A 26,080-nucleotide genomic window follows, 5' to 3' on the forward strand; every position below is an offset into this window, starting at 1 on the left:
GGTGCGACGCCAGCCCCGGGGCGCACGCGCATCTTTTAAGATCTAAGGGCGCCCGCCTAAAGAAACAGTCACCTGCGCGCCTTCTGCCGGTAGGTCAGACTCGCGATGCAAGCATGCTGCCGCGACGGGATCAAGGCAAAGCCGCACGCGCGGCCCGCCTCTAAAGGACGCGCCGGGGCCGCCAGGCGGCCACGGCGCGGTCGAAATCAGGCGGCGGCCGGCTCGGGACGCTTCTGGATCACTTCGTCGATCAGGCCGAATTCCTTGGCCGCGTCGGCGGTCATGAAATTGTCGCGCTCGAGCGCCTGGACGATGGTGTCGTAGTCGCGCCCGGTATGCTTCACGTAGATCTCGTTGAGGCGCTTCTTCAGCGCTTCGATCTCGCGGGCATGGATCAGGATGTCCGTCGCCTGGCCCTGGAACCCGCCGGAGGGCTGGTGGACCATGATGCGGGCGTTCGGCAGGGCGAAGCGATGGCCGGGCTCGCCAGCGGTGAGCAGCAGCGAGCCCATCGAGGCGGCCTGGCCGACGCAGAGGGTCGTCACCGGGCAGCGGATGAACTGCATCGTGTCGTAGATCGACAGGCCCGAGGTCACCACGCCACCGGGCGAGTTGATGTAGAAGGAAATTTCCTTCTTCGGGTTCTCGGCTTCGAGGAACAGCAGCTGCGCCACGATCAGCGAGGCGCCGTAATCCTCGACCGGGCCGGTGAGGAAGATGATCCGCTCACGCAGCAGGCGAGAATAGATGTCGAACGCGCGCTCGCCGCGGCTCGACTGCTCGACCACCATGGGAACGAGTGCGCTGTTATAATAGTCGACCGGATCTCTCATCATTCTCGTGCCCCAGGCTTCAAGGGGTCCGGCCGCGCGAATCAGGGCGCGGGCCGGACGTGTCAGCGAACTACGGCGGCGGTGAACGCCGCCTTTACATCCAAGCCCGCCGCCCTTTTGGGAGCCTCGAGCTCAATCGACCTTGGCGACGGCCGGCAGATCGTCGCCCGAAGGAGCCTGGGATTCGTCCGCCTTCGACTCGGTCGATTCGGCGCTGGCCGCATCGGCATCCTCGTCGGCGAACAAAGCATCCTTCGAGACGGGCTCTTCGACCAGCTTCACCTGGGCGAGGACATGGTCGACGACCTTCTCCTCGAACAGGGGTGCGCGAAGCTCGGCCAGGGCCTGTGCGTTCTTCCGGTAGAAGTCCCAGACCTGCTGCTCCTGCCCGGGATACTGCCGGACACGGGCGATCAGGGCCTGGTTCACCTCGTCGTCGCTGACCTTGATATCGGCGGTCTCGCCCACCTGCGCAAGCACCAAGCCGAGACGGACGCGCCGCTCGGCGATCTTGCGGTACTCGGCGGTGGCCTTTTCCTCGGTGGTTCCCTCGTCCTCGAAGGTCTTGCCGCGGGTCTTCAGATCCTGCTCGACCTGTGCCCAAACGGCGGCGAATTCCTGGTGGACGAGGCTCGGGGGCAGCTCGAAGGCGTATTTGCCGTCCAGGGCGTCGAGAAGCTCCTTCTTGAGCTTGCGGCGCGACTGGGCTTCGAAATCGCCGCCGAGGGCGCCGGCGACGGCCTCCTTCAGCTTCTCCAGCGATTCCATGCCGAAGCCCTTGGCGAGCTCGTCGTCGATCTTTGTCTCGCCCGGAGCCTGGATCGCCGTGACGGTCACGTCGAACTCGGCGTCCTTGCCGGCCAGGTGCTCGGCACCGTAGGCCTCGGGGAAGGTCGACTTCACGACCAGGGACTGGCCGACCTTGGCGCCGACCAGCTGGTCCTCGAAGCCGGGGATGAACGAGCCCGAGCCAAGCTCCAGATCGACACCCTCGCCCTTGCCGCCGTCGAACTCGACGCCGTCGATCTTGCCGACGAAATCGATGGTGACGCGGTCGCCGGTGGCGGCCTCGGCGCCCTCGTCCTTCGGGGTGAAGGCGCGGTTGGAGGAGGCCATGCGGGTGATGGCCTCGTCGACTTCCTCGTCGCTGGGCTTGGCCACCTGCTTCGTCAGGGTGACGTCGGACAGGTCGGCGAGCTCGAAGCTCGGCAGCACTTCGAGGGCGACGTTGAAGGAGACGTCGTCCTTGGCTTCGAGCGCCCGGTCGACGATCGAGGCCTCGCCGGGGAATTCGATCTTCGGCTCGAGGGCGAGCTTCAGGTTGTTGTCGGTGACGATCTTCTGGTTGGCCTCGTTGACCGCGTTCTGCAGCACGTCGGCCATCACCGAGCGGCCGTAGAGCTTGCGCAGATGGGCTACCGGCACCTTGCCGGGGCGGAAGCCCTTGATCTGGGCCTTGTCCTTGAGGGTGGACAGCTCGGTCGTCAGGCGCTCTTCGAGCTCCTTGGCGGCCAGAAGCACCTGGAACTCGCGCTTCAGACCCTGGGAGAGTGTCTCGGTCACCTGCATCGTCGTCTTCCCGCTGTCGTCCGTGTGATCGGTCAAAAATTCTCGCGTGGCACCGCCGTCAGGGCGTGACACCACAGGCGGCGTTTGACGAAGCGCGCCCGACCGGAGGCCGACTCCGAGCGGCAGAGCGGGCCGGCCATCGCTGTGAGCCAATCCGTTCCCGACGGCGGAGGCTGGTGCGGGCGGAGGGGCTCGAACCCCCACGTCTTGCGACACTGGAACCTAAATCCAGCGCGTCTACCAGTTCCGCCACGCCCGCAAGCGCCAACGCCCGGCGCGCCTTTTCAGCCGCCAGAGCGCGGTCCTATAGCATGCGCGCGCAAGTCCGCAGCAAAAAAATAAGACGTGGTCCATCGGGCGCGCGGCGGCGGTTGGCGCCGCGCGGGAGCGCCGTCTACAAGCATGCCGGCGGGGCGGCTGCGCCCGCCCGTCCATCGACTTCCGTCCGAGGTGACATGCCGAGTTCCGACCCGAAGAATGGCCGTTCCCCCTCGGAGACCGGCGGCCTGTCCCGCCGGTCCCTGATCGGCCGGGCGGCGGCCCTCGGCCTTGCCGGACCGGCTTTCATCACGGTCGCGGAGGCGCAGACGGGGCCGGGGAAAGCCGCACCCAAGCCGGCGCCCGCACCGGCAAAGCCGATGGAACCGTTAGCAGAGCCGCGCGCGCTCGTCGCCGGGCCGGGGGCGAACCGCCTGAAGCCCGAGCCCGCCGCCGAGACGCCGGTCTGGACCTTCGACGGCAAGGCGAGCCTCCCCGTCATCCGGGCGAAGCTCGGCGAGACCGTCCGCCTGCGCGTCGAGAACAAGACGGACAAGCCGCTCTCCCTCCACTGGCACGGGGTCCGCAACCAGAACGCCATGGACGGCGTCGGCGGCGTGACCCAGCCGCCCATCGCTCCGGGGGCGGACTTCACCTACTCCTTCGTCCCGCCGGATGCGGGCACGTTCCTGATCCGGCCCCTCGTCGTGGGCGGTTCGAGCGAACCCTCGGGGCGGGGCCTCGCCGGTGCATTGATCGTCGAGGAGACCGCGCCGCCCTCCCTCGACCAGGACCTCGCGCTGCTGATGCAGGATTGGCGGCTGGAGGAGAACGGTGCGCTGATGCCGTTCGGGCAGGCCGCCTTCGCCGCGGCCTCCGGGCGCCTGGGCAACCTCGTCACCATCAACGGCAAGCCGGTGCCGGAGGCGATCGAGGTCCGTCCGGGATCGCGGATCCGCCTGCGGCTGGGCAATGTCTGCAACGCGCGCGGAACCCGCATCCGGTTCGAGGGCGCCAAGGTCTACGTGGTGGCGGTGGACGGCCAGCCCACCGACACATTCGAGCCCCTGCGCGCCACGCTGCCCTTTCCCCCCGGCACCCGCTACGACCTGATGCTCGACATGCCGGCGGAGGCCGGCGCCAGCGTCACCGTCAACGCCCTGGTCGGCAACGGCCTCGTCCTGGCGACGCTGACCGCCAAGGGCCAGCCGGCGACGGAGAAGCGCCCGCCGATCGCGCCTGTCGGCGAGAACAAGCTCCTGCCCGCCGAGGTCAAGCTCCAGAACGCCGTCCGCCGCGACATGGCGATCACCGGCGGGGCCAAGCTCGACAAGGACAAGCCCGGCGCCGAACCGGCCTATTCGGGTGACCCGAACCGGGTCTGGGCCATCAACGGCATCACGGGCGCCTCCGGCGTGGCTCCCTCCTTCACGGTGAAGCGCGGCCAGGTGGTGGTGCTCGCCATCCGGAACGACACCGCCTTCCCGCAGGCCCTGCACCTTCACGGCCACGCCTTCCGGCTGCTTCACCCCCTGGACGACGGCTGGGAGCCCTATTGGCTCGACACGTTCCAGCTGCTCGAGGGACGCACGGCCCGGATCGCCTTCAAGGCGGACAATCCGGGCCGCTGGGTCATCGGCTCCACGGTGCTGGAGCGGTTCGACACCGGGCTGTGGACGAGCTTCGAGGTGACCTGAGGGACGAAGGGCCGCCTTTTACGGCCTCCGCCGACCTGCTCGGAGCCTGTCCGAGTGGTTTCCCCAAGACGTCACCTCATCCGGAGGTGGTCTGCTGGGATGAGCGGCTGCGCGCCGAGACTTCCAATCCACAGCCCCTCAGGCGCCGAACAGGAACAGCTCGCTCTGAACGTCACGGACATCGTCGACGTTCATGTCGTGCAGGATGATCTTGTTGCCGGCCTCCACGCCCTCGAACGTCACCAGCGTATGGCGACCGCCGCTCATGGGGCGAAGCAGGATATCGGTGGCATCGACACCGGCGATGTCGACCACGATGTGATCGGCGTTCAGGTCCAGGCCGTAGAGGTTGTCGCGGCCGAAGCCGGCCTGGAACCGGAAGCTGTCGGCACCCGTGCCCGCGAAGAGCTTATCGCTGCCGATACCACCGTCGATCGTGTCACCACCCGTGCCGGCCCTGATCGTGTCGTTGCCTAGGCCGCCGTCGATCGTGTCACCACCCTTGCCGCCCTTGATCGTGTCGTTGCCCGACGTGCCGACGATCCTCACGTCGTGATCCGACGTCGATTGCGAGACGATTTTGCTCCCGGCCAGCACGTTGGTCATATCGAGATGGGTGTCGTTGCGGACATACACGGTCTCGATGCCGGAGAACGTTCTCTCGATGAGACTGACGGTGCCGCCGCCCGTTACGATGAGCACGTCCTTGTCGTCGCCACCGCTGATGGAGAGGGGCGTCGAAGACAGGACGATCCGGTCGTCACCACCCCGACCGGCGATGTCGTCCTCGCCGCCATTGCCGCGAAGGGTGTTGTCGTTGTCGTCTCCGACCAGCGAATCGTCGAAGGTACTCCCGGTCAGGTTTTCGATGTCGATGAGTGTGTCCTGGCTGGCATCGCCTTCATAACCCATCTGCGCTTCCAGGCTGGCGTAGACCCTGCCGGTGGCATGCTCGTAGCTCGCCGTATCGATACCCAGGTCGCCTCGGATCGTATCGGCGCCCGCGCCGCCTTCCAGCACGTCGTTTCCACTTCCGCCCTTCAGGGTATCGGCACCGGAGCCTGACCGCAGGATGTCGCCGAAACTACCGCCCTCAAGATAGACCGACGCCGTGTTGTCGGACATATCGGCCGAGACAGAGTATTCGGTCCCGCCCATCACGTATCCAACGCTATCTCCACTCATTCTGTTAGCATCGATAAATAAATTTCCACCGCTAACAAGGTTAGAAGTATTATTGAAGATGAAGTTGAATCCATCTTCGGGTCCAAAAGCATGAACGCCGCTTGGTCCATCCGTCGCGGAAGACCCATCCTGCAGTATATCTACTTTATCTAGAGGATTATAATCGCCATTATACGTAAAATAAAAGGTCGACATGCGGCATTTCCAAAGGGTAAGAGCTGCGCCCCCGCCCTATTTATTTTAGATTCATTGATAAAGCCCTTTCGCCCCCGAGCGGTCCGTCCGCAGAGGGACAAAGGGGGTCGTCGATCCGGACGAGCGGGATCGCCCCCCTTGCCAAGTCGCTCCGCCGTCACAGCAGGCCGGCGAGCACCTTCGGCATCATCTCCGGCAGATCCTCGGCGATGAGGCCCGGCCCGTGCCGCAGCCCGGCATCGCCGTGGAGCCAGACCGCCGCGCAGGCGGCCTCGAAGGGCGGCATGCCCTGCGCCAGCAGGCCGGCGACGAGGCCGGCGAGGACGTCGCCGGAGCCGGCGGTGCCGAGATAGGGCGTGGCGTGGTCGTTGATGGCGGCGCGTCCGTCGGGCGCGGCGACGATGGTATCGGCGCCCTTCAGCACCACCACCGCCCCAGCGAGGGAGGCCGCCCTCTGCGCCCGTTCGAGCTTGCTCGCCTTCGGATCGACGGCGTCCGTGACCGCAAAGAGGCGGCCGAACTCCCCGGCATGCGGGGTCAGCACCGCTTGGCCCCCGCCATCCGCGATGAGGCTCGCCAATTGGTCGACATGGCCCTTGAAGCTCGTGAGCGCGTCGGCATCGAGGACGAGGCTTCGCCCGATTCCGGCCGCCACGGCGACACGCTCGCGGGTCGCCTCGCCGCTCCCCATGCCGGGGCCGGCGAGGATGACGTTGAGGCGCTCGTCCACGAGGAGATCGTCGAGGTCGTCGGCGGTCTCGCACGGGGTCAGCATGATCGCGGTGAGATGCGCGGCGTTCTCGGGCATCGCGGCGGTGGGGGAGGCGATGGTGACGAGGCCGGCCCCGACCCGCAACGCCGCCCGCGCGGCGAGGCGGATCGCCCCCGTCTTGAAGGCGGGACCGGACAGGGCCAGCACATGCCCCCTGGTGTATTTGTGGCTGACGGCGTCGAGCCTCGGGAAGTCGTGCCCCCAGAGATCGGGTCCGTTGCGCCAGACCCTCGGCGTGCCGGCCAGCCCCTGTTCGAGGGCGGGATCGCCGATGCCGATATCGGCCACATGGAGATGGCCGCAATGGTCGCGGCCCGGCTGCAGCAGGTGGCCGGGCTTGAGCGCGACGAAGGTCACCGTCTCGCGCGCCCTCAGCGCCACCCCGCGTAAAGCGCCCGTATCGCCGTCGATCCCGCTCGGAATGTCGACGGCGAGGACCGGGACGTCTGTGGCGGCGACCCGCTCGACCAGGGTCTTCGCCGCGCCGTCGAGGTCGCGGGACAGGCCCGCCCCGAACAGGGCGTCGATGACGAGGGCGGCGCCCGCCGGATCGGCCTCGGTGAGCACCACCCCCTGCCATTCCGCCGCCGCCAGGGCGGCATCACCCGTCAGGCTGTCCACCGGCACGGTGCAGACGAGGTCGACCGCGTAGCCGTTCCGTTCGAGGAGACGGGCGGCGACGAGACCGTCCCCACCGTTGTTGCCGGGTCCGCAGAGGACGAGGATGCGGGAGGGCGCGGCCACCATCGCGGCGGCCCTGGCGGCCACGGCGGCGCCCGCCCGGCGCATCAGCTCGATTCCCGGAACGCCCGCCGCTATGGCGGCGGCATCCATCCTGCGCATCGCGTCGACGGTGATGAGACGGTGTGACGGCATTGCGAACTTTCGCCTTGTCTCGTGTGACCATGCCTGCGCACCGCTCATGCCGCGCCGCTATTTCAGGCGCAAAGCGGTCGTGGCTGAAACGATTTGCATTCAATGCCTACCGAATAGGCAATTTAACACCCGTCTCCGGGAAAACGGCGTGGCGAAGGCCGAGCCGCGATGGTAGGAAAAGGACCCGGAGCAGCATTCAGGTCAGGCCCGTTCGGCATGAAGAAGATCGAAGCGATCATCAAGCCATTCAAGCTGGACGAGGTGAAGGAGGCCCTGCAAGAGGTCGGCCTTCAGGGCATCACCGTGATCGAAGCCAAGGGGTTCGGCCGGCAGAAGGGCCATACCGAGCTCTATCGCGGCGCCGAATACGTGGTCGACTTCCTGCCCAAGGTGAAGCTCGAGATCGTCCTCTCCGACGCCCTGGTGGAGGGTGCCGTGGAAGCCATCCGCAAGTCGGCCCAGACCGGACGCATCGGCGACGGCAAGATCTTCGTCTCGACCATCGAGGAAGCCATCCGCATCCGCACCGGCGAGACCGGCACCGACGCCATCTGACGCGTCCTCCCGGCACGGCATCGGCCGGCCGGCGGCGATGGTCGGACGGCAAGGATCTGACGGCAAGGATCCGACGGCATGACGGGGTGCGAAGGCGTCGACCTGTCACGATACGGTGGCGCACGGCTCTAGCCTCGCGCCGCACCAGAAGCTAAGTCCCTTCGCGCACGCCCCTTCCCAATCCGCGGCACGCCACCGCGTGGTGCGGCAAAACCACGGCCGAAACAGGCCGAGCCTCGAAGGAGACACAGGGATGGCAAAGACCGCCGATCAGGTCCTCAAGGAAATCAAGGACAACGACGTCAAGTACGTCGATTTCCGCTTCACCGATCCCCGGGGCAAGTGGCAGCACGTCACGTTCGACGTGTCCCTCGTCGATGAGGAAATCTTTGCCGAAGGCACGATGTTCGACGGTTCGTCGATCGCCGGCTGGAAGGCGATCAACGAATCCGACATGCTGCTGATGCCCGACCCGGCGACGGCCTGCATGGACCCGTTCTTCTCGGCCTCCACCATGTCGATCGTCTGCGACGTGCTCGAGCCCTCGTCCGGCCTGCCGTATTCGCGCGATCCGCGCAGCACCGCCAAGCTCGCCGAGGCGTTCCTCAAGTCCACCGGCATCGGCGACACGATCTATGTCGGCCCCGAGGCCGAGTTCTTCGTGTTCGACGACGTGAAGTTCGGCTCCGACCCGTACCATACCGGCTTCCAGCTCGATTCGGTGGAACTGCCCACCAACGGCTTCACCGATTACGAGGGCGGCAACCTCGGCCACCGCGTCGCCACCAAGGGCGGCTATTTCCCGGTGCCGCCGCAGGATTCGGCGCAGGACATGCGCGGCGAGATGCTGGCCGCCATGCAGTCCATGGGCGTCAAGGTCGAGAAGCACCACCACGAGGTGGCGAGCGCCCAGCACGAGCTCGGCATGAAGTTCGACACGCTGACCCTGCTCGCCGACCATATGCAGATCTACAAATACGCGATCCACAACGTGGCCCAGAGCTACGGCAAGACCGCGACCTTCATGCCCAAGCCCGTCTTCGGCGACAACGGCTCGGGCATGCACGTGCACCAGTCGATCTGGAAGGACGGCAAGCCGATCTTCGCCGGCGACAAGTATGCCGATCTCAGCCAGGAATGCCTCTGGTACATCGGCGGCATCATCAAGCACGCCAAGGCGCTGAACGCCTTCACCAACCCGTCCACCAACTCCTACAAGCGCCTGGTGCCCGGCTACGAGGCCCCCGTGCTGCTGGCCTACTCGGCCCGCAACCGCTCGGCCTCCTGTCGTATTCCGTGGACGACGAACCCGAAGGCCAAGCGCGTCGAGGTCCGCTTCCCCGACCCGATGGCGAACCCCTACCTCGCCTTCTCGGCCCTGCTGATGGCCGGCCTGGACGGCATCATCAACAAGATCGATCCGGGCCCGGCCATGGACAAGGATCTCTACGACCTGCCCCCGCGCGAGCTGAAGAAGATCCCCACCGTCTGCGGCAGCCTGCGTGAGGCGCTCACCAACCTCGACCGCGACCGCGCCTTCCTCAAGGCCGGCGGCGTGTTCTCGGACGACCAGATCGACTCCTTCATCGAACTGAAGATGACGGAAGTGATGCGCTACGAGATGACCCCGCATCCGGTCGAATTCACGATGTACTACTCGCTCTGAAAGCAGGCCGGCCGGGCGACTCGCCCGGCCTTTCGGACAATGCGCGACGCCGGGGCCTCGACAGGGGCTCCGGCGTTTCGCGTCTCAGCGCCCCTGTTTCGTGATCAAGATCAAGCTATTATTCCCTTATAGGTATAATAGCTTGATCTAGGGGGTGAATCCGATGTCGTCGAGCGCAACGGCCCTTCTGCGGGCGAGATGGCTGATCAGGTCGTGCCGTGTTCAGGTCGCGTTTCAGCGGTTGCGTCTGTCGCTCCGTGCGTAGCACGCCGATCAACCCCGCGTGCCGGCCGGACATCCGGACGGCGGCCAATGGACGGACGGCGGTGCGGGCGACGGATATGATTCCGGTGACGATGCGCGGATCGTCTACGTCTCGGATGACCTCAACCGTCGGTACACGGTCGAGATCTCCGAAGAAGAGGTGCGCGGCGGCCATACGCTTCGCGAGCATGTCGGTAAAACAGATGCACAACTGCTAGCTCGCGTCCAGGCCAGCAAACGAACATTCCCCGTTGTAACCTACGGCTTGCGGCGAGATGGTTCTTTCGAATCCATTGAGACTGCGAACGATCTCGTCAATCGCACCTTGGAACAGAATGCTTCGGAGGTTGACGACGTCGCGACCGGTAAAAGGGACGATGCATTCATAAAATCCCGCTTCGGATACAGAACCGGGCGGGAAGCCTATACGGCGGGGCAGCTCGAGCCGTATCTGCGCACGACCTACGGTGTCGGAATGTATATCGTTCACGATCCGGGCAGTCCCCGCGGATATCGCATCCATACTGCTTATCCGCGAAACGACGGAGATTGACATGCAGGCCTCCCCGGAATTTCTGACCTTTGCACGCTGGTACATACAGGACATCGATCGCATCGCGCCGACGCTTGAGGAGATGTACGACTTCGGTCTCAGACGTTTTCAAGGCGAGGAGCGCGTCCGGCTGCGGCAATTCATCGACCGTGCCCTCCGCGAGGCGTCCGACGCGACGTTGGAGCAACTTTGGAACAAGACGGAAGCCGACATCTACTTCCCCACCGCGCAGGATCTGCGCGCATTCCTGACCGGCGCCCGCGACCGGCTCTGAGCGCATTGTTCGCGCTTCGCGGACGTGATCGAGACCGGAGGCGCTAGCCCGCCCGGTCGTGCAATTGCCAAAACGGGCGATGGAGGATCTCAGGGAGCAGCGATGTCACCGACACACCGGCGCAACGACGGAGATTGACATGCAGGCGTCCCCGGAATTCCTGGCCTTCGGCCGTTGGTTCATGCTGGACATCGGTGGCGGCGCGCCGACGCTCGACGAGATGTACGATTTCGTTCTCAACCTCTTCCGCGGCGAGGAGCGCGTCCGGTTGCGGCAGTTCATCGACCGCGCCCTCTGCGAGGCGTCCGACGAGACGCTGAAGCAGCTGTGGAAGGAGACGGACGCCGACATCTACTTCCCCACCGCGCAGGACCTGCGCGCATTCCTGACCGGCGCCCGCGACCGGCTCTGAACGCCGTTTCGTTCGCCCTGCGCGACGCCGATCCAAATCGGCCGCCGATATTCACCCATCTGGCGGGCACCTCGGGTCCCCTCTCCTGGAAGGAGAGGAAGCCCGTCGCGCCTCATGTCGAACCCCGGTTGGATAGAGCGAGTAGCCCACAAGGGGGAGAGGGACGCGCTCCGCCTGTCCGAGGAGTGGTGTGAACCCCGTCGGTCAAAAACTCCGCGTCGGCCGGTCGAGGACGCTGCGTCCCATCAGGCTGGCGGCGAGATCCGTCATCAGGATCGCGGTGCGGCCGCGCTCGTCGAGGAAGGGGTTGAGCTCCACGAGGTCGAGGCTGCGGACGAGGCCGCTGTCGTGCAGCATTTCCATGGCGAGATGCGCCTCGCGGAAGGTCGCCCCGCCCGGAACCGTGGTGCCGACGCCCGGCGCGATGCCGGGATCGAGAAAATCCACGTCGAGGCTCACATGCAGCCATCCGCCGGCGGCGGCCACCCGTTCGAGGAAGGCTTTGAGCAGGATGCCGATGCCGAACTCGTCGATGGCGCGCATGTCGTGCACGGTGATCCCGGCCTCGCGGATCGTCCGCCGCTCCGCCGGATCGACGCTGCGCAGGCCGATCATGCAGACGTTGTGCGGCTTCACCGGCGCCACGGGCGGCGGCAGGTAGGGACCGAACCCCGCGAGGCCGAGAGCATAGGCCATGGGCACGCCGTGGAGATTGCCGCTCGTCGTCGTCTCCAGGGTGTGGAGATCGGGATGCGCGTCGAGCCAGAGCACGTGCAACTCGCTTCCCTCCTCGGCCGCCCGCCGGCTCATGCCCGAGATCGTACCGGCCGAGAGGCTGTGATCGCCGCCGAGGAAGATCGGCAGGCCCTCGCCCCCGGCCCGATAGGCGGCCTCGCTGAGCGCCGACGTCCAGCGCGCGAAGTCGGAGAGGTTGGTCACGCTCGGATTGGGATGGGCGACGGCCTCGCCGGGGGGAGGGGCGATGTTCCCGCGATCCTCCACCACCAGGCCGAGGGCGGTGAGGGCGCCGCACAAACCGGCGGCCCGGTAGGCGCTCGGGCCCATGTCGCAGCCCAGCCGGCTCGTCCCCTCCTGGACCGGCACGCCGATGAGGATGCAGCGTTTCTCGTCCATGGGTTCATTCTCCGGTCCGCCGACAGCATAGGGGCCGCGCACGACACCCGTGTGAGGAGGGGTCACGGTCGCGTGGCAGGATCGGGACCAGTCTCGGCATCCGTTCGATCACGCCCTCGGAGTCGTGGGAGGCGGCATGGCGCTTGCTGCCGTTAGCAAAGAAACAAGATCGGCACCCCTCGTCCCGGTCGCTGTGAGGTCGTGTAGCGATGGGGTCGGTGATCGGATCGGACGAGGGACGAAGCGACTGGCGCCGGGCGGTGCTGCGGCGGAAACCCGTCTCGCCCACGGCACAGGATACCGACGCCGGAGCCCGGCCCCTCGAACGCTCCATCGGCCTGTTCCGCCTCGTCATGCTCGGGGTCGGCGCCACGGTGGGCACCGGCATCTTCGTGATCCTGAGCGCGGCGGTGCCGGAGGCCGGCCCCGGCATCCTGGTCTCGTTCGTGCTGGCCGCCGTCACGGCGGGCCTGACGGCGCTCTGCTACGCCGAACTGGCCTCGGCACTTCCGCTTTCGGGCTCGTCCTATTCCTATGCCTATGCGACGCTGGGCGAACTCGCGGCCTTCCTCGTCGGGGCCTGCCTCCTCCTCGAATACGCGGTCGCCGCCTCCGCCATCGCCGTCGGATGGGGCCAGTATCTCAACGAGGTCTTCGGTGCGCTCATCGGCTGGACCATGCCGGATGCCATCAGTCAGCCCCCCGGCCGGGGCGGCTACGTCAACCTGCCGGCCATCGTCCTCATCGGCCTGTGCACCCTGCTGCTCCTGCGGGGTGCCGCCGAATCCACCGCGATCAACGCGGTTCTCGTGGTCCTGAAGCTCGCGGTCCTCGTGTTCTTCGCCGTCGTCGCCCTCACGGCGTTCCGGCCTGCGAACCTCACGCCCTTCGCGCCGCTGGGGCTTGCCGGCATCGGCACCGCCGCCTCGACGATCTTCTTCTCCTATATCGGCCTGGATACGATCTCCACGGCGAGCGAGGAGGTGCGCGACCCGGCCCGCACGCTGCCCCTGGGCATCCTCCTCTCCCTGGTCATCGTCACCGCGATCTACCTCCTCGTCGCCCTCGCGGGGATCGGAGCCCAGCCCTGGACGCACTTTGCCGGGCAGGATGCCGGGCTGGCGGTGATCCTGCGCAATGTCACCGGGACGGCCTGGCCGGCCCTCGTCCTGTCGATCGGGGCGGTGGCCTCCATCTTCTCCGTGACCCTGGTGACGATGTACGGCCAGACCCGCATCCTCTTCGCCATGAGCCGGGACGGGCTGCTGCCGGCGCTGTTCCAGCGGGTGGACCGGCGGACCCGGAGCCCGAACGCCAACACGCTGGTGGTGGCGCTCTTCGTCGCCGCGCTGGCGGCCCTCGTCCCCCTCGACGTGCTCGCCAACCTCACCAGCATGGGCACCCTCGTGGCCTTCACGGCGGTCTCCCTCGGCGTCGTCATCCTGCGCCGGACGCGGCCCGACCTGCCGCGGGGATTTCGCGTGCCGTTCTACCCCCTCGTGCCCCTCGCGAGCCTCGCCTGCTGCCTCGCGCTCATCGCGGCACTGCCACGGGACACCTACCTGCTCTTCGCGCTCTGGATCGGCGCCGCCCTGGTGATCTATGCCGCCTATTCCCAGCGCCATTCGCGATTGGCTCGGGGCTGAGGAGGCGCGGACGATCGTTTCGCCCTATAGGTTGGGCCGTCAGGCCTTGCGCCGCCGCGCCGCAGCTTACAGGTGATGGCAGCTGTTCCTCGAGCGGATCGAACGCGCCGATGCCCCGATTTTTCTTTCACACCCATATCGGCCGGGAGGTCATCGCCGATCCCACCGGCACCGAATTGCGGGATGCCGACCATGCCTGGGAGGTCGCCCGCGACACGATCCAGGCGACGATGGCCGAATCGGAGGCCCAGGCCCGCCTGATGGGAGCCATCCTGGTGGTCACCGACGAAGCCGGGGAAACGGTTCTCGAATTCCCGTTCTCCGAAGTCGTCACCCTCGCGCCGGAGGAGCCGGCGCCGACCGTGCACTGAGCGCCGGTTTAATCGGATGCTCATGCCGGAGCCGATCATCCCAGCGGACCACCTCATCCTGAGGTGCCCGCGTCAGCGGGCCTCGAAGGAGCCCTCCAGACGCCACAGCGATCCCTGGAAGCCTCCTTCGAGGCCGCTTCGCGGCACCTCAGGATGAGGTAAAGCCCTGGAAAAACGACGGACTCAGGCGGTGAGACGCCCCCGCGCCTCACCGGGTCTTCGCGGCCTCGCCCTCCGCCGTCACGGCCTGCCGGATCGCCGCCAGGAGGGCGCCTTCGAACAGCAGGGCGGAGCCGTAATGGAACTCGAGATCGAAGGGGCGCCGCGAGTTCATGGAGAGCGAGGCGCTCTGCATCGCCACGAGACGGCCCGACAGATCGAACAGGCCGGAGCCCGAGCCGCCGAACCCGTCGTTGCAATTGTGCCGGGCGCGGCGGATGTCGTCCTCCGTCGGCGGATCGATCTGGTGGATCGCGCAGGTCTCGGTGCTGCTCGGCCCGCGATAGTTCTCGTGCCCGCCGGGTGAGACCATCACCACCGGGATCTCCGCGATGCCCGTGGCCAGAATCGGCGCGTCGGGGACCGGCTGCGGCGGCGCGCCGACCACCGCCTCGGTGAGATCGAGCAGGGCCCAATCGTCGGTGATGTGCAGGGCCTTGGCGTCGGGCGCCGCACCGAGGCGCAGGCTCGCCGGCACGAAGCCGTAATTCCGCCCGCCGATCTGGAAGAAGCAATCCTCCACCTCCCGCGTCACCTCCATGCGGCGGTTGCGGAAATTGTGCGCGTTCATCACCACGAGACGCGGCGACCCCACGAGCCAGGCCGCCGCCGCCTTCTGGGGGATGCCGTCCGGCCGGCGATGGCAGAAGAGGACGCCCGCGCCGGGATAGCGTGTGATGTCGGCGCCGGTCAGGTCGCGGCGCCCGTCATGCGGATAGAGAGCGGCCATGCGCCCTTCCTCCGCCGACGCCGCCCCCGCCACCATGAGCGCGAGGCCGGCCAGGGCCGCTCCGGGTGTCAGGCGGAACCGGGCACGGTGCCTCCGGCGGATCGAGTTGTCGGCTGCGACATGGGTCATCTGCGATGTGAACCGATGCTGATGCTGCGCCATCGCCGCTCGATCCGGGGAGGAGGGCGGTTCGGAATCCGTGGCCTCGCGCCTTGAACACGGGCCTGCGCCAAGGCCGCCTATTCCGGCGGGTCCTTCTTCACGGACACGCACATCTTCACCGCCGATTCCAGCTTGATCTCGCCCGGATTGCCGATGTTCGCGGTCTCTTCCAGGCAGCGGATGAAGTAGTTCTTGTCGAGCTCGGCGTTGAGGCTGGAGAAGGCCTTGCCCATGCGCGTGGCGAAATCGATCTTCTCGTCCGTGGAGGCACGGGGCCAGCGCGACACCTTGTCATCCATGGTCAACCGTGCCGCATTGGCAATGGATGGCAGGACAATCAGGCAAATCACGAGCGCAGTTGTTCTTCTGATCATCGACATGTCTCGTTTTTGTTTCCTACCCGGGCTTAGTTTAGCGCCGGTCCACCTTGAGTAAAGCGTGGGTTCGAGGGCACAGGACGCTTTTCCTGACGCGGAACGGTGCAAAAATCTTGCGCATTATGACCGCCGGGCCTCTGCGCCCAGGCATGATGCCCTGCCGGACGCCGGATCGCCCCATCGCGCGGATCGCCATCGCCGAGCCGGCTAAGCCCTTCGACCCGCAGGGAAAGACCGGCCCCGCCCGCATGTGGCGCATCGACGGATGCCTTCCGGATCGACCCGGAACAGCTGCACAAAGGTATGGTTCAAGTTGCCAAATCGTCCTGTAAAAAAAGGTTGAAGTGGCTAAAGACATCAGGCAAAGCAAATGATTATATAGCTAGCCGATGGATCAGTAATAAGTCTTTTATAAGAGCGGCCAGCGTCAGGTTATTCTTATAAATACGTTCATAACATCGATCGACTGACTGTTTGCTGAACCGGCGAAAGCAATGGCTGCGGCCGATCCCCTGGGGTCGAGCACGCGGCAGAAGGGCAGGAGACGCAGAATGAACAGGTTACTGAATTCAGTCTCGGTGCTGGCCGTCTTGGCCCTGGCACCGATCGGACTGTCAGGGATCGCCTCAGCCAACGACAAGCTCATCGATCTGTCGAACAGCGATGAAAACTGGGTGATGCCGGGCAAGAACTACGACTCGGACAACTACAGCAAGCTCAAGCAGATCAACACGACGAACGTGAAGGACCTCAAGGTCTCCTGGACGTTCTCGACCGGCCTGCTCAACGGCCACGAGGGCGCGCCCGTCGTCGTCGACAACAAGATGTACATCCACACCTCCTTCCCGAACAACACGTTCGCCCTCGCCCTCGACGATCCGGGCAAGATCCTCTGGCAGGACAAGCCCAAGCAGAACCCGGCCGCCCGCGCCGTCGCCTGCTGCGATCTCGTGAACCGCGGTCTGGCCTACTGGCCCGGCGACGGAAAGACCCCGGCGCTGATCCTCAAGACCCTGCTCGACGGCAACGTCATGGCGCTCAACGCCGAGACCGGCGAGACGGTGTGGAAGGTCGAGAATTCCGACATCAAGGTCGGCTCCACCCTGACCATCGCCCCCTACGTGGTGAAGGACAAGGTCATCATCGGCTCCTCGGGCGCCGAGCTCGGCGTGCGCGGCTACCTCACCGCCTACGACGTGAAGACCGGCTCCCAGGTCTGGCGCGCCTACGCCACCGGCCCGGACAAGGACCTGCTGCTGGGTGCGGACTTCAACATCAAGAACCCCCATTACGGCCAGAAGAACCTCGGCACCTCCACCTGGGAGGGCGATGCCTGGAAGATCGGCGGCGGCACCAACTGGGGCTGGTACGCCTACGATCCGGGCACCAACCTGATCTACTTCGGCACCGGCAATCCGGCGCCGTGGAACGAGACCATGCGTCCCGGCGACAACAAGTGGACGATGACCATCTTCGGCCGCGACGCCGATACGGGTGAAGCCAAGTTCGGCTATCAGAAGACCCCGCACGACGAGTGGGATTACGCCGGCGTGAACGTGATGATGCTGTCGAACCAGAAGGACAAGGACGGCAAGGACCGCAAGCTCCTGACCCATCCGGACCGGAACGGCATCGTCTACACGCTCGACCGGACGGACGGCTCGCTCGTCTCGGCCAACAAGATCGACGACACCGTCAACGTGTTCAAGTCGGTCGACCTGAAGACCGGCCAGCCGGTGCGCGATCCCGAATACGGCACCCGCATGGACCACCTCGCCAAGGACATCTGTCCCTCGGCAATGGGCTACCACAACCAGGGCCACGATTCCTACGATCCCGAGCGCAAGCTCTTCTTCATGGGCATCAACCACATCTGCATGGATTGGGAGCCCTTCATGCTTCCCTACCGTGCCGGTCAGTTCTTCGTCGGCGCCACTCTGAACATGTATCCCGGCCCGAAGGGCGATCGCCAGAACTACGAAGGTCTGGGCCAGATCAAGGGCTACAACGCCATCACCGGCGAGTTCAAATGGGAGAAGATGGAGCGCTTCGCCGTGTGGGGCGGGACGACGGCGACCGCCGGCGGTCTCGTGTTCTACGGAACGCTGGACGGCTACATCAAGGCGCGCAACTCGGACAACGGAGACCTTCTCTGGAAGTTCAAGATGCCGTCGGGCGCCATCGGCTACCCGATCACCTACAGCCACAAGGGTGATCAGTACGTCGCCATCTACTACGGCGTCGGCGGCTGGCCGGGTGTCGGCCTCGTGTTCGACCTTCAGGATCCGACGGCCGGTCTCGGCGCGGTGGGCGCCTTCAAGAAGCTCGCCAACTACACCCAGATGGGCGGCGGCGTGATGGTGTTCTCGCTCAACGGCAAGGGTCCGTACGACGATCCGAGCGTCGGCGAGTACCAGACGGCAGCCAAGTAACGGCTGCATCGGGAAACGAGCGCGTCCCTCTCCCCCTTGTGGGGAGAGGTCAGGAGTGGGGGTGGTTGGGTGACCCGCAGGCCGCGGAGGCCGGCGGAGCCACCCCCACCCCAACTCCTCCCCGCAATCTCGACGGATCTCGGGCAGGCCCGAGATCCGCTGGGGAGGAGAGCGGCGCTCCGCTCACGCCGCCTCGATCCCAACGAATCCGACCCATAAAAAACAACGGAAACGCTCTCATGTCCTTCGCCAAAGGATGTCTGTCCGTCGCGGCTGTCCTCGCCTTGGGCGGTGCCGCGTTCGCGCAGGCCGACACGAAATCCGCGCCCGACGACAGCGTCCTCCGGGTCTGCGCGGCCAACCAGCCGCCGCTCTCGATGAAGGACGGCTCCGGGCTCGAGAACCGCATCGCCTCCGCCGTCGCCGAGGCCATGGGGCGCAAGGCGCAGTTCGTCTGGTCCGACAAGGCCGCGATCTATCTCGTGCGCGACAGCCTCGACAAGAAGCTGTGCGACGTGGTGGTCGGCCTCGACAGCGACGACCCCCGCGTGCTCGCCACGAAGCCGTATTACCGCAGCGGCTACGTCTTCATCACCCGCGCCGACCGGGACCTCGACATCAAGTCCTGGACCGACCCGCGCCTGAAGACCATCGACCACATGGTCGTCGGTTTCGGCACGCCCGGCGAGGCGATGCTCAAGGATATCGGCCGCTACGAGGAGGACATGGCCTACCTCTACTCGCTGGTGAACTTCCGCGCGGCCCGCAACACCTACACGCAGATCGACCCGGCCCGCATGGTCAGCGAAGTCGTCGCCAACAAGGCCGACGTGGCCGTGGCCTTCGCGCCGGACGTCGCCCGCTACGTCAAGGATTCGAGCCAGCCCCTGCGCATGAATCCGGTGCCGGACGATACGGTGCGCAGCGACGGCCAGAAGGTGCCGCAGAGCTTCGACCAGTCCATGGGCGTCCGCCGCGACGACCAGGCCCTGAAGGCGGCCCTCGATGCCGCGATCGCCAAGGCCCGCCCGCAGATCGAGGCGATCCTGCGCCAGGACGGCGTGCCCGTCACCCCCGTCTCCAACTGATCCTCCGAACCCTGTCCCGCGTCGCCGGTGCGCTGAGCACCGGTACGCCCACCTCGGCCGCAAGTCCGGGGATAAACAGAGCAAATCGATGCGTCACACGAACCGTGTCCTCGCCGCCTTCCTCGCCCTCGGATTTACCTCCATCGGCGTGGCGGCCCTGGCCCAGCCGAATGCGGGCCCGTCAACGGGGATGACCTTCCGCAACACCGTCACCGGTGAGGAACTCAACACCTCCGAGGGCAAGGAGGGTGGCCGCGACACTCCCGCCGTCAAGGAGTTCTTCCAGACCGGCAAGAACCTCTACATCGACGACAAGTCCTGCCTGCGTAACGGCGAGTCGCTGTTCGCGACTTCGTGCTCCGGCTGTCACGGGCATCTCGCCGAAGGCAAGCTCGGCCCCGGCCTCAACGACAATTACTGGACCTATCCGTCCAACACCGAAGATACCGGCCTGTTCGCCACCATCTTCGGCGGCGCCAACGGCATGATGGGTCCGCACAACGAGAACCTGACGCCCGACGAGATGCTGCAGACGATCGCCTGGATCCGGCACCTCTATACCGGCCCGGTCAAGGACGCCGTCTGGCTCAACGACGAGCAGAAGAAGAAATACACGCCCTACAAGCAGGGCGAGACCTTCCCCAAGGACGCTCCGGGCCAGTGCCCACCGCTGGAGTAGCGGTCTTGGGAAGTCACGTCGCGCGGGGATGCCTCGCGCGGTGAGCGAGAAGCGGCGGACGCCGTAGCAATCAAAACCAGAGGAGACGACCATGCGGACACTCATCACGGCTCTCGCAATCGGTGCGGGCGCGCTGCTCGCCGTTCCCGCGCTCGCCTATGACGGCACCAAGTGCAAGGCCGCCGGCGATTGTTGGCAGCCCAAGCCCGGCTTCCCCGAGAAGATCGCCGGCACGAAATACGACCCCAAGCACGATCCGAAAGAGCTGAACAAGCAGTCGGAGTCGATCAGGCTGATGGAAGAGCGCAACAAGAAGCGCATCGAAGCCGCCAAGAAGACCGGCAAGTTCGAATACGACGTCACCAAGATTTCCTCCAACTGACGTCGTCGCCGCCCATCGCTTTGGGCGGCCATCACGGTGACCGCGATCCCCTCAGGCGCCTGGACCGCTCCGTCCGGGGATCGCGGCCGCTGTCCTCAAAGGCAAACCCCATGAACGACATCCGCTCCGGCGACGCGATGCTCACCGATTGGCGCGAGGCGGCCGGCCGTTTCGAGCGCGCGGTCCGCGGCGCCGTGGTGGGCCAGGACCGGGCGATCCGGCTCCTCACCATCGCGCTCTTCGCCCGGGGCCACGTGCTGCTCGAAGGCGATGTCGGCGTCGGCAAGACCACCCTGCTGCGCGCCGTGGCGCGGGCGCTCGGAGGCGCCTACGAGCGCATCGAGGGCACGGTGGACATGATGCCGTCCGACCTCATCTATCACACCTACCTCGCCGATGACGGTCGCCCGCGCGTGGAGCCGGGGCCGGTTCTGCGGCAATCCGAAGACCTCTCGATCTTCTTCTTCAACGAGATCAACCGCGCGCGTCCGCAGGTCCATTCGCTCCTGCTCCGCCTCATGGCCGAGCGGAGTCTCACCGCGTTCAACCGCGAATACCGTTTCCCCAATCTCCAGGTCTTCGCCGACCGCAACCGCGTCGAGCGCGAGGAGACCTTCGAGCTTCCGGCCGCCGCCCGCGACCGCTTCCTGATGGAGATCGGCCTCGAAGCCCCGCGCGACGCCGAGGCGCGCCGCGCCCTCGTCTTCGATCCGCGCTTCCACGACACCGACGCCCTCATCGCCGGCATCGACGGCGGCGTCCTCGATCACGCGGCCATGGCCGGGATCGGCGCGGCGATCCAGCACGGCATCCAGGCGAGCCCGGCCATCGAGGCCTACGTGGTCGGCCTGTGGGAGGCCCTGGTCCGCCCGGCCGAGGCCGGCATCCGCCTGCCCGGCATCGACATGTCGGCCCTGATCCAGGGCGGGGCCTCCCCGCGCGGCGTCGCCTTCCTCGTCCGCGCCGCCCGCGTCCGCGCCTGGCTGGAGGGCCGCGACTGGCTCGTGCCCGAGGATATCCGGGCGATCTTTCCCGAGGTGATGGCCCACCGCGTCTTCCTCGAGCCGATCTACGAGATGCGCCGCAGCACCATCGTGCCGGAACTCTGCCGCGCCGTGTTCGACACCGTGCCCGCCCCGTGACGGCGCCCGAGAGAACGCCCCAGGAGCCGACGCCGGACATCGTCTACCGCCCGCGCGGCCGCGTGCCCGGCACGGTGGCGGGCGCCCATCGCGGTCGCGATGCCGGCGGCCTCGGCACCTTCCGCGACCAGGTGCCGTTCCTGCGCATGCCGGATGCCCGCCGCATCGACGTCCGCGCCACCCTGCGCGATCCGTTCGAAGGCACCTATGTCCGGCGCTTCGAGAGCCGCACGGCGCTCGAAGTCTGGGCGCTGGTCGACCTCTCCGCCTCCATGCGCTTCTCCGGCGAGGCGGACAGGATGGGGCTCGTCTCGTCCTTCTGCGGCTGCCTCGCCGCCTCGGCCACGCGCATCGGCGACGCTTTCGGCCTCATCGGCTGCGATGCCACCCTGCGGGAGGACGTGTTCCTGCCCGCGAGCCGTCGCCGCAGCATTGCCGGCGACGTCGCCTCCCGGCTGGCGGGCGCCGCCTGTACGGGGAACCGCACGGACGGGATGGAGCAGGCGGCGCGCCGCCTCGTCGGCCGTCCCAAGATCGTGTTCCTGATCTCCGACTTCCGCTGGCCGGAGGCACTCATCGCCGAGACTTTCGCGAGCCTGTCGCGCCACGACCTCGTGCCGGTGGTCCTGGCCGATTCCGCCGAGGAGGACGGCCTGCCCGAATGGGGCCTGATGGAACTCGACGATCTCGAAGGTGCGGGCCGCCGCGTGGTCTTCATGCGCCCCGGCCTGCGCCGCCGCTGGATCGCGCGCGAAGCCGAGCGGGCCGAGACCCTGCGCCGGATCGCGTCCACCTTTGGTCGTCCGCCCTTCCGCCTCGCGGGCCGTTTCGACCCGGACGCGATTAGCCGCCACCTCCTGGCGAGTTGAGGCATCCCATGCGCCGCCTCGCCCCGCTCCTGTTCCTGCTCTGCTCGTCGCTCACCGCCCAGTCCCAGGTGCGGACCGTCGAGGTGCGCACGCCGCGCCCGTTCGGCTACTTCCTCGGCGATCTCGTCCGCGCCCAGGTCGATATCGTGGTCGAGCCGGGCTTTGCCCTGCAGGCCGCCTCGCTGCCCCAGCCCGGCGCGATCACCTATTGGCTCGACCTTCGCACCGTCGCGGTCACGCAGGCATCCGAGGGCGGCGGCAGCCGGGTGCGCCTCGATCTCACCTATCAGAACTTCTACGCCGCCCTCGATGCGCGCGCCCTCGAGATCCCTGGCTTCACCGTCACCTTCGTGAGCGATACGGACAAGGGCGCGACCACGGCCAAGGCCCAGGTCCCGCCCTGGTCGTTCAACATCTCGCCCCTGCGCGAGGTCCAGCCGCCGGCCCGCGAAGACCCGAGGAACTACCTGCGTCCGGACGGGCGGGTGGCGTCCCTCGACACGCAACCCCTCGTGGTCGGAAGCGCCGGCTTCATGGCCATGGCCCTGCTGGCCTTCGCGGGTCTCGCCTGGGACCGGACATGGTGGCCCTTCGCCAAACGCGGAGGAAGGGCCTTCGCCGGCTGCCTGCGACGGCTGCGCTCCCTGGCCGGACGGGGAGACGACGAGGCGGTCTACGAGACGGCGCTTCTCGCTCTCCACCGGGCGCTGGACGAGACCGACGGGCGCCGGGTCCTGGCCGACGACCTGCCGGCCTTCCTCGCCCGCCATCCCGCCTATGCGCGGGAACGGGCCGGCCTCGCCGCCTTCCTCGACGCCTCGCGTCACAGCTTCTTCGGTCCCGGTCCGGCCGGGGCCATGCGGCGTCTTCCCTTGGCCGACATCGTGGCCCTGACCCGGAAACTCACCGCCATCGAGCGGGAATCATGAACGGGCCGAAAACCCGTCCGATGGCGGTCGAAGCATGGGTCTGATGGCGGATTTTCCCTGGGTCTTGTGGCTGCTGCCTTTGGCGCTGCTGCCGCTCGCCGCGTCGAGCCAGCGGGTCACCCCGCTATCCAGCATCGCGGCAAGCCCCGTCGACGGCCTGTCGCGCCTCATCGGCTGGGGCCTGCGCGCGGCCGGAATCCTCGCCATCGGCGGCCTCGTCGTCGCCCTGTCCGGTCCCTATCGCCAGGGCGAGACCATCACCCGCACGGGCATCGGCGCCCAGGTCTCGATCCTCGTCGATCGCTCGGGCAGCATGAACGAGACCTTCGCCGGATTGCAGCCCTCCGGTGCCGAGGAATCGAAGGCGGCGGCCTCGCGCCGGCTGCTCGGCGAGTTCGTCGGCAGCCGCGCCCATGACCAGTTCGCCGTCTCGGCCTTCTCCACGGCCCCCATGCTGGTGGTGCCCATGACCGATCGGCACGAGGCGGTCCGCGCGGCCATCGCCGCCATCGACCGGCCGGGCCTCGACTACACCAACGTGGCGCGCGGCCTCGGCATGGCGCTCTCGCAGTTCGGCGCCAGTACCGCCAATGTCTCGCGCGCCCTGCTCATCGTCTCCGACGGCGCGGCGGTGATCGATCCCCGCGTCCAGGGGACGTTGCGCGCCGAATTCGCGCGACTTCGCCCGAACCTCTACTGGCTGTTCCTGCGCACCAAGGGCTCTCCTTCCATCTCCGACAGACCGTCGGGCGAGGACACCCCTCAGGCGGCGCCCGAACGTCATCTCGACCTGTTCTTCAAGAGCCTCGGGACACCCTACCGCGCCTTCGAGGCCGAGGGCGCCGAGGCGGTGGCCGATGCCATCGGCCAGATCGAGCGCCTGGAGCGCGACCCGATCCCCTATATCGAGCAACGGCCGCGCCGCGACCTCGCGGGATGGGCCTATGGAATCAGCCTGTTAGGCCTGATCCTGCTCGTCGCGGCCAAGCTCGCCGAGGCGGATCTCAGCCTGCGCCGGCCGGAGGTTTCCGCCCCCGCCGCGCCGGCTCCCCAGCCCCAGAGGCTCGCCGCATGAAGGCGTTTGTACAACCAATCTCGCCGCAGCGCGCCAACCCTCCCCCCTCTGCGGGGGAGGGTTGGCGCGGAGCGACCGGGAGAGGGGGCGACCTCTCCGGACAGCGCGCTCCCCTCTCCCGACCCTCGCTGACGCGAGGGCCACCCTCTCCCGCAGAGGGGAGAGGGGGAGCCGGTGCCGGACTGGGCGACGCCCTGCGCCGCGCCCGCCCGCATCTCCTTGTCGTACTTCCCATATTTCTGCTCGTCATCGCCCTCGGCTTCGGCGCGGCGGCCTGGCGGGCGGCGCGCGACAACGCCGCGATCGCGGCGCTCGCCGCCGGCCGGGACGTCCCGGTCTCCCTCGACGCCCCGGCTCAGCTCCTGCTGGCGCGGGTTCAGCATCTCGCCCGTCGCGGCGTGACCGAGGAGATCGAGCCGCTGATCGAATCCCTCGACCGCCGGGGCGAGACCGAACTTTCCGCGCGCGCCCGTTATGCGCTCGGCAATGCCCGCCTGCGCCAGGCCTTCGACCATCTGGAACGGAGCAACCTCGATCCGGCCGGACCGCTCATCACCTTGGCCCGTCAGGATTATCGGCGCGCGCTCCAGGGCCGGCCGGACCTGTGGGACGCCAAGTTCAACCTCGACGTGGCCTCGCGCCTGCTCCGCGACTTCCCCGAATTCGACCGCAAGACCGGCGACGAGCTGAAGGCCGAACCGAAGAAGATCTGGACCGAGATCCCCGGCCAGCCGCGGGGCGAGCCGTGAGCGCGCCCGGCTTGGTCCGGCGAAACCTGCGCGACCGGCGGTTCCAGCTCCTGGCCGGCGCACTGGCTCTCGTAGCGCTGACTTTCGTCGCTCGCCCCCTGCCGCTGACCCGCAACGGCGTCGAGATCCTCGCGGTCCTCGACATCACCGGCAGCATGAACGTCCGCGACTACGTCGGGGCGGACGGCAAACCGGCAAGTCGTCTGGAGACGGCGAAGGCGGCCTTGCGCGAACTCGTCACCTCGCTGCCCTGCGGGTCGCGGGTGGCACTGGGCCTGTTCACCGAGCGCCGGCCGTTCCTCCTGTTCACCCCCATCGAAGTCTGCGCCGATTTCGCCCCCCTCGACGGGGCGCTGAGCGCCCTGGATTGGCGCATGGCCTGGGAAGGCGACAGCCGCATCTCCGCCGGGCTGTTCCGCTCGGTGGAGATGGCCGCCAGTCTCGGCACCGACCTCGTCTTCATCACCGATGGCCAGGAAGCGCCGCCCCTGCCGAGCACAGGTGGCCCCGCCTTCGACGGCAAGCCGGGCGCCGTGCGTGGCCTCATCGTCGGAGCGGGGGCCTACGCCCTGTCGCCGATCCCGCGCTACAACGATCGCGGCCGCGAGACCGGGTTCTACGGCTCGGGCGACGTCCAGCAGGAGAACCGGTTCGGACCGCCCCCCGCCGATGCCGAGAGCCGCGAGGGCTACAACCCGCGCAACGCCCCCTTCGGCGCCGCGGCGGCCTCCGGCACCGAGCATCTCTCCTCGGTGCGCGAGCCCTACCTCAAGACTCTCGCTCAGGCGACGGGCCTGACCTACGCCCATCTCGACGGCCCTGCCGGGCTCGGCCCCGCGCTGGTCCGCGCGGCGACCCCGCGCCCGCTCCCCGGCAGCCTCGACCTGCGCCCCGTCTTCGGCGGGATCGCTCTCGCGCTGATCCTCGCCGTCTTCGCCGCCCCTCTGTTCGGGGTCGGCCGTTTTGTCCTGGTAAAGAAGGTCTGAT

25 protein-coding genes and 1 tRNA gene are annotated in these 26,080 nt (G+C 67.3%); 18 read left to right on the forward strand and 8 right to left on the reverse strand.

Annotated elements, in window-relative coordinates:
• Positions 1-206 precede the first annotated feature (206 nt).
• The 3 genes from ASF08_RS13840 to ASF08_RS13850 form a co-directional block, all read right to left on the reverse strand.
• Positions 207-833, reverse strand: a complete 627-nt coding sequence (locus ASF08_RS13840; RefSeq protein ID WP_026176059.1) for an ATP-dependent Clp protease proteolytic subunit — start codon at positions 831-833, stop codon at positions 207-209.
• Between the two features lie 132 nt (positions 834-965).
• Complete coding sequence (gene tig / locus ASF08_RS13845; RefSeq protein ID WP_056146585.1) at positions 966-2,402, reverse strand: trigger factor; 1,437 nt, start codon at positions 2,400-2,402, stop codon at positions 966-968.
• A gap of 174 nt (positions 2,403-2,576) precedes the next feature.
• Positions 2,577-2,661 (reverse strand) — tRNA-Leu (locus ASF08_RS13850).
• Positions 2,662-2,857: 196 nt separating this feature from the next.
• On the opposite strand from ASF08_RS13850, the gene ASF08_RS13855 reads away from it, so the two are divergent.
• A complete protein-coding gene (locus ASF08_RS13855) occupies positions 2,858-4,357 on the forward strand; it encodes a multicopper oxidase family protein (RefSeq protein WP_056146217.1) in 1,500 nt (499 codons plus the stop codon).
• Positions 4,358-4,495: 138 nt separating this feature from the next.
• Here the strand turns inward: ASF08_RS13855 and ASF08_RS26035 are convergent, their stop codons facing one another.
• Together ASF08_RS26035 and ASF08_RS13865 are read right to left on the reverse strand one after the other, a co-directional pair.
• A complete protein-coding gene (locus ASF08_RS26035) occupies positions 4,496-5,737 on the reverse strand; it encodes a calcium-binding protein (RefSeq protein ID WP_056146220.1) in 1,242 nt (413 codons plus the stop codon).
• A 157-nt stretch (positions 5,738-5,894) separates the two neighbouring features.
• The gene (locus tag ASF08_RS13865) at positions 5,895-7,385 is read right to left on the reverse strand and encodes a bifunctional ADP-dependent NAD(P)H-hydrate dehydratase/NAD(P)H-hydrate epimerase (RefSeq protein WP_056146224.1); all 1,491 of its coding nucleotides are present in this window, start codon (positions 7,383-7,385) and stop codon (positions 5,895-5,897) included.
• Between the two features lie 216 nt (positions 7,386-7,601).
• On the opposite strand from ASF08_RS13865, the gene ASF08_RS13870 reads away from it, so the two are divergent.
• The 5 genes from ASF08_RS13870 to ASF08_RS13890 all read left to right on the forward strand — a co-directional run bounded on the left by ASF08_RS13870 (position 7,602) and on the right by ASF08_RS13890 (position 11,109).
• Positions 7,602-7,940 carry a P-II family nitrogen regulator gene (locus ASF08_RS13870; protein ID WP_003600526.1) on the forward strand — a complete coding sequence of 113 codons (339 nt, stop codon included), beginning with the start codon at positions 7,602-7,604 and terminating at the stop codon, positions 7,938-7,940.
• Between the two features lie 253 nt (positions 7,941-8,193).
• Entirely contained in the window at positions 8,194-9,606 is a 1,413-nt protein-coding gene (gene glnA / locus ASF08_RS13875) for a type I glutamate--ammonia ligase (protein WP_056146229.1), read from the forward strand.
• A 283-nt stretch (positions 9,607-9,889) separates the two neighbouring features.
• Positions 9,890-10,423, forward strand: coding sequence for an RNase A-like domain-containing protein (locus tag ASF08_RS13880; RefSeq protein ID WP_244474528.1), 534 nt, complete (start codon positions 9,890-9,892; stop codon positions 10,421-10,423).
• A 1-nt stretch (position 10,424) separates the two neighbouring features.
• Positions 10,425-10,697, forward strand: a complete 273-nt coding sequence (locus ASF08_RS13885) for a hypothetical protein (protein ID WP_056146232.1) — start codon at positions 10,425-10,427, stop codon at positions 10,695-10,697.
• 139 nt (positions 10,698-10,836) lie between these two features.
• Positions 10,837-11,109, forward strand: coding sequence for a hypothetical protein (locus tag ASF08_RS13890; RefSeq protein ID WP_056146235.1), 273 nt, complete (start codon positions 10,837-10,839; stop codon positions 11,107-11,109).
• 204 nt (positions 11,110-11,313) lie between these two features.
• Here ASF08_RS13890 and rocF read toward each other — a convergent pair whose 3' ends face one another.
• The gene (rocF, locus tag ASF08_RS13895) at positions 11,314-12,243 is read right to left on the reverse strand and encodes an arginase (RefSeq protein ID WP_056146238.1); all 930 of its coding nucleotides are present in this window, start codon (positions 12,241-12,243) and stop codon (positions 11,314-11,316) included.
• Positions 12,244-12,452: 209 nt separating this feature from the next.
• On the opposite strand from rocF, the gene ASF08_RS13900 reads away from it, so the two are divergent.
• Entirely contained in the window at positions 12,453-13,889 is a 1,437-nt protein-coding gene (locus ASF08_RS13900; protein ID WP_056146241.1) for an amino acid permease, read from the forward strand.
• Between the two features lie 110 nt (positions 13,890-13,999).
• Positions 14,000-14,260, forward strand: a complete 261-nt coding sequence (locus ASF08_RS13905) for a DUF6894 family protein (protein WP_018044538.1) — start codon at positions 14,000-14,002, stop codon at positions 14,258-14,260.
• A 208-nt stretch (positions 14,261-14,468) separates the two neighbouring features.
• Here the strand turns inward: ASF08_RS13905 and ASF08_RS13910 are convergent, their stop codons facing one another.
• Together ASF08_RS13910 and ASF08_RS13915 are read right to left on the reverse strand one after the other, a co-directional pair.
• Positions 14,469-15,371 carry a serine protease gene (locus ASF08_RS13910; protein WP_156629587.1) on the reverse strand — a complete coding sequence of 301 codons (903 nt, stop codon included), beginning with the start codon at positions 15,369-15,371 and terminating at the stop codon, positions 14,469-14,471.
• Between the two features lie 77 nt (positions 15,372-15,448).
• Complete coding sequence (locus tag ASF08_RS13915; RefSeq protein ID WP_244474529.1) at positions 15,449-15,751, reverse strand: hypothetical protein; 303 nt, start codon at positions 15,749-15,751, stop codon at positions 15,449-15,451.
• A 548-nt stretch (positions 15,752-16,299) separates the two neighbouring features.
• On the opposite strand from ASF08_RS13915, the gene ASF08_RS13925 reads away from it, so the two are divergent.
• From ASF08_RS13925 to ASF08_RS13970, 10 genes are all read left to right on the forward strand, one after another.
• Positions 16,300-18,180 carry a methanol/ethanol family PQQ-dependent dehydrogenase gene (locus ASF08_RS13925; RefSeq protein ID WP_056146245.1) on the forward strand — a complete coding sequence of 627 codons (1,881 nt, stop codon included), beginning with the start codon at positions 16,300-16,302 and terminating at the stop codon, positions 18,178-18,180.
• A 239-nt stretch (positions 18,181-18,419) separates the two neighbouring features.
• Positions 18,420-19,268, forward strand: coding sequence for a methanol oxidation system protein MoxJ (gene moxJ / locus ASF08_RS13930; protein ID WP_018044534.1), 849 nt, complete (start codon positions 18,420-18,422; stop codon positions 19,266-19,268).
• A gap of 88 nt (positions 19,269-19,356) precedes the next feature.
• The gene (gene moxG / locus ASF08_RS13935; RefSeq protein WP_018044533.1) at positions 19,357-19,947 is read left to right on the forward strand and encodes a cytochrome c(L), periplasmic; all 591 of its coding nucleotides are present in this window, start codon (positions 19,357-19,359) and stop codon (positions 19,945-19,947) included.
• Between the two features lie 91 nt (positions 19,948-20,038).
• Entirely contained in the window at positions 20,039-20,329 is a 291-nt protein-coding gene (locus ASF08_RS13940) for a methanol dehydrogenase [cytochrome c] subunit (protein ID WP_018044532.1), read from the forward strand.
• Positions 20,330-20,439: 110 nt separating this feature from the next.
• Positions 20,440-21,471 carry an AAA family ATPase gene (locus ASF08_RS13945; RefSeq protein ID WP_056146249.1) on the forward strand — a complete coding sequence of 344 codons (1,032 nt, stop codon included), beginning with the start codon at positions 20,440-20,442 and terminating at the stop codon, positions 21,469-21,471.
• A complete protein-coding gene (locus tag ASF08_RS13950; RefSeq protein ID WP_056146252.1) occupies positions 21,468-22,340 on the forward strand; it encodes a DUF58 domain-containing protein in 873 nt (290 codons plus the stop codon). The genes ASF08_RS13945 and ASF08_RS13950 overlap by 4 nt, the downstream gene beginning before the upstream one ends.
• Positions 22,341-22,348: 8 nt before the next feature.
• The gene (locus ASF08_RS13955; RefSeq protein WP_056146255.1) at positions 22,349-23,269 is read left to right on the forward strand and encodes a hypothetical protein; all 921 of its coding nucleotides are present in this window, start codon (positions 22,349-22,351) and stop codon (positions 23,267-23,269) included.
• Between the two features lie 34 nt (positions 23,270-23,303).
• Positions 23,304-24,344, forward strand: a complete 1,041-nt coding sequence (locus tag ASF08_RS13960) for a vWA domain-containing protein (protein ID WP_056146258.1) — start codon at positions 23,304-23,306, stop codon at positions 24,342-24,344.
• A 182-nt stretch (positions 24,345-24,526) separates the two neighbouring features.
• Complete coding sequence (locus ASF08_RS13965; RefSeq protein WP_200931862.1) at positions 24,527-25,093, forward strand: MxaK protein; 567 nt, start codon at positions 24,527-24,529, stop codon at positions 25,091-25,093.
• Positions 25,090-26,079, forward strand: a complete 990-nt coding sequence (locus ASF08_RS13970; RefSeq protein WP_056146263.1) for a vWA domain-containing protein — start codon at positions 25,090-25,092, stop codon at positions 26,077-26,079. The genes ASF08_RS13965 and ASF08_RS13970 overlap by 4 nt, the downstream gene beginning before the upstream one ends.
• Position 26,080: the final 1 nt, after the last annotated feature.

The organism is Methylobacterium sp. Leaf85, from assembly GCF_001422125.1.
GTDB lineage: Bacteria > Pseudomonadota > Alphaproteobacteria > Rhizobiales > Beijerinckiaceae > Methylobacterium > Methylobacterium bullatum.

Coding starts and splice junctions, on each gene's coding strand:
- ASF08_RS13940 (WP_018044532.1), top strand. CDS start 20,039: ATGCGGACACTCATCACGGCTCTCGCAATCGGTGCGGGCGCGCTGCTC.
- ASF08_RS13855 (WP_056146217.1), top strand. CDS start 2,858: ATGCCGAGTTCCGACCCGAAGAATGGCCGTTCCCCCTCGGAGACCGGC.
- ASF08_RS13915 (WP_244474529.1), bottom strand. CDS start 15,751: ATGTCGATGATCAGAAGAACAACTGCGCTCGTGATTTGCCTGATTGTC.
- ASF08_RS13910 (WP_156629587.1), bottom strand. CDS start 15,371: ATGGCGCAGCATCAGCATCGGTTCACATCGCAGATGACCCATGTCGCA.
- ASF08_RS13870 (WP_003600526.1), top strand. CDS start 7,602: ATGAAGAAGATCGAAGCGATCATCAAGCCATTCAAGCTGGACGAGGTG.
- rocF (WP_056146238.1), bottom strand. CDS start 12,243: ATGGACGAGAAACGCTGCATCCTCATCGGCGTGCCGGTCCAGGAGGGG.
- moxJ (WP_018044534.1), top strand. CDS start 18,420: ATGTCCTTCGCCAAAGGATGTCTGTCCGTCGCGGCTGTCCTCGCCTTG.
- glnA (WP_056146229.1), top strand. CDS start 8,194: ATGGCAAAGACCGCCGATCAGGTCCTCAAGGAAATCAAGGACAACGAC.
- ASF08_RS13905 (WP_018044538.1), top strand. CDS start 14,000: ATGCCCCGATTTTTCTTTCACACCCATATCGGCCGGGAGGTCATCGCC.
- ASF08_RS13890 (WP_056146235.1), top strand. CDS start 10,837: ATGCAGGCGTCCCCGGAATTCCTGGCCTTCGGCCGTTGGTTCATGCTG.
- ASF08_RS13955 (WP_056146255.1), top strand. CDS start 22,349: ATGCGCCGCCTCGCCCCGCTCCTGTTCCTGCTCTGCTCGTCGCTCACC.
- ASF08_RS13945 (WP_056146249.1), top strand. CDS start 20,440: ATGAACGACATCCGCTCCGGCGACGCGATGCTCACCGATTGGCGCGAG.
- moxG (WP_018044533.1), top strand. CDS start 19,357: ATGCGTCACACGAACCGTGTCCTCGCCGCCTTCCTCGCCCTCGGATTT.
- ASF08_RS13865 (WP_056146224.1), bottom strand. CDS start 7,385: ATGCCGTCACACCGTCTCATCACCGTCGACGCGATGCGCAGGATGGAT.
- ASF08_RS13885 (WP_056146232.1), top strand. CDS start 10,425: ATGCAGGCCTCCCCGGAATTTCTGACCTTTGCACGCTGGTACATACAG.
- ASF08_RS13925 (WP_056146245.1), top strand. CDS start 16,300: ATGAACAGGTTACTGAATTCAGTCTCGGTGCTGGCCGTCTTGGCCCTG.
- tig (WP_056146585.1), bottom strand. CDS start 2,402: ATGCAGGTGACCGAGACACTCTCCCAGGGTCTGAAGCGCGAGTTCCAG.
- ASF08_RS13840 (WP_026176059.1), bottom strand. CDS start 833: ATGAGAGATCCGGTCGACTATTATAACAGCGCACTCGTTCCCATGGTG.
- ASF08_RS26035 (WP_056146220.1), bottom strand. CDS start 5,737: ATGTCGACCTTTTATTTTACGTATAATGGCGATTATAATCCTCTAGAT.
- ASF08_RS13960 (WP_056146258.1), top strand. CDS start 23,304: ATGGGTCTGATGGCGGATTTTCCCTGGGTCTTGTGGCTGCTGCCTTTG.
- ASF08_RS13900 (WP_056146241.1), top strand. CDS start 12,453: ATGGGGTCGGTGATCGGATCGGACGAGGGACGAAGCGACTGGCGCCGG.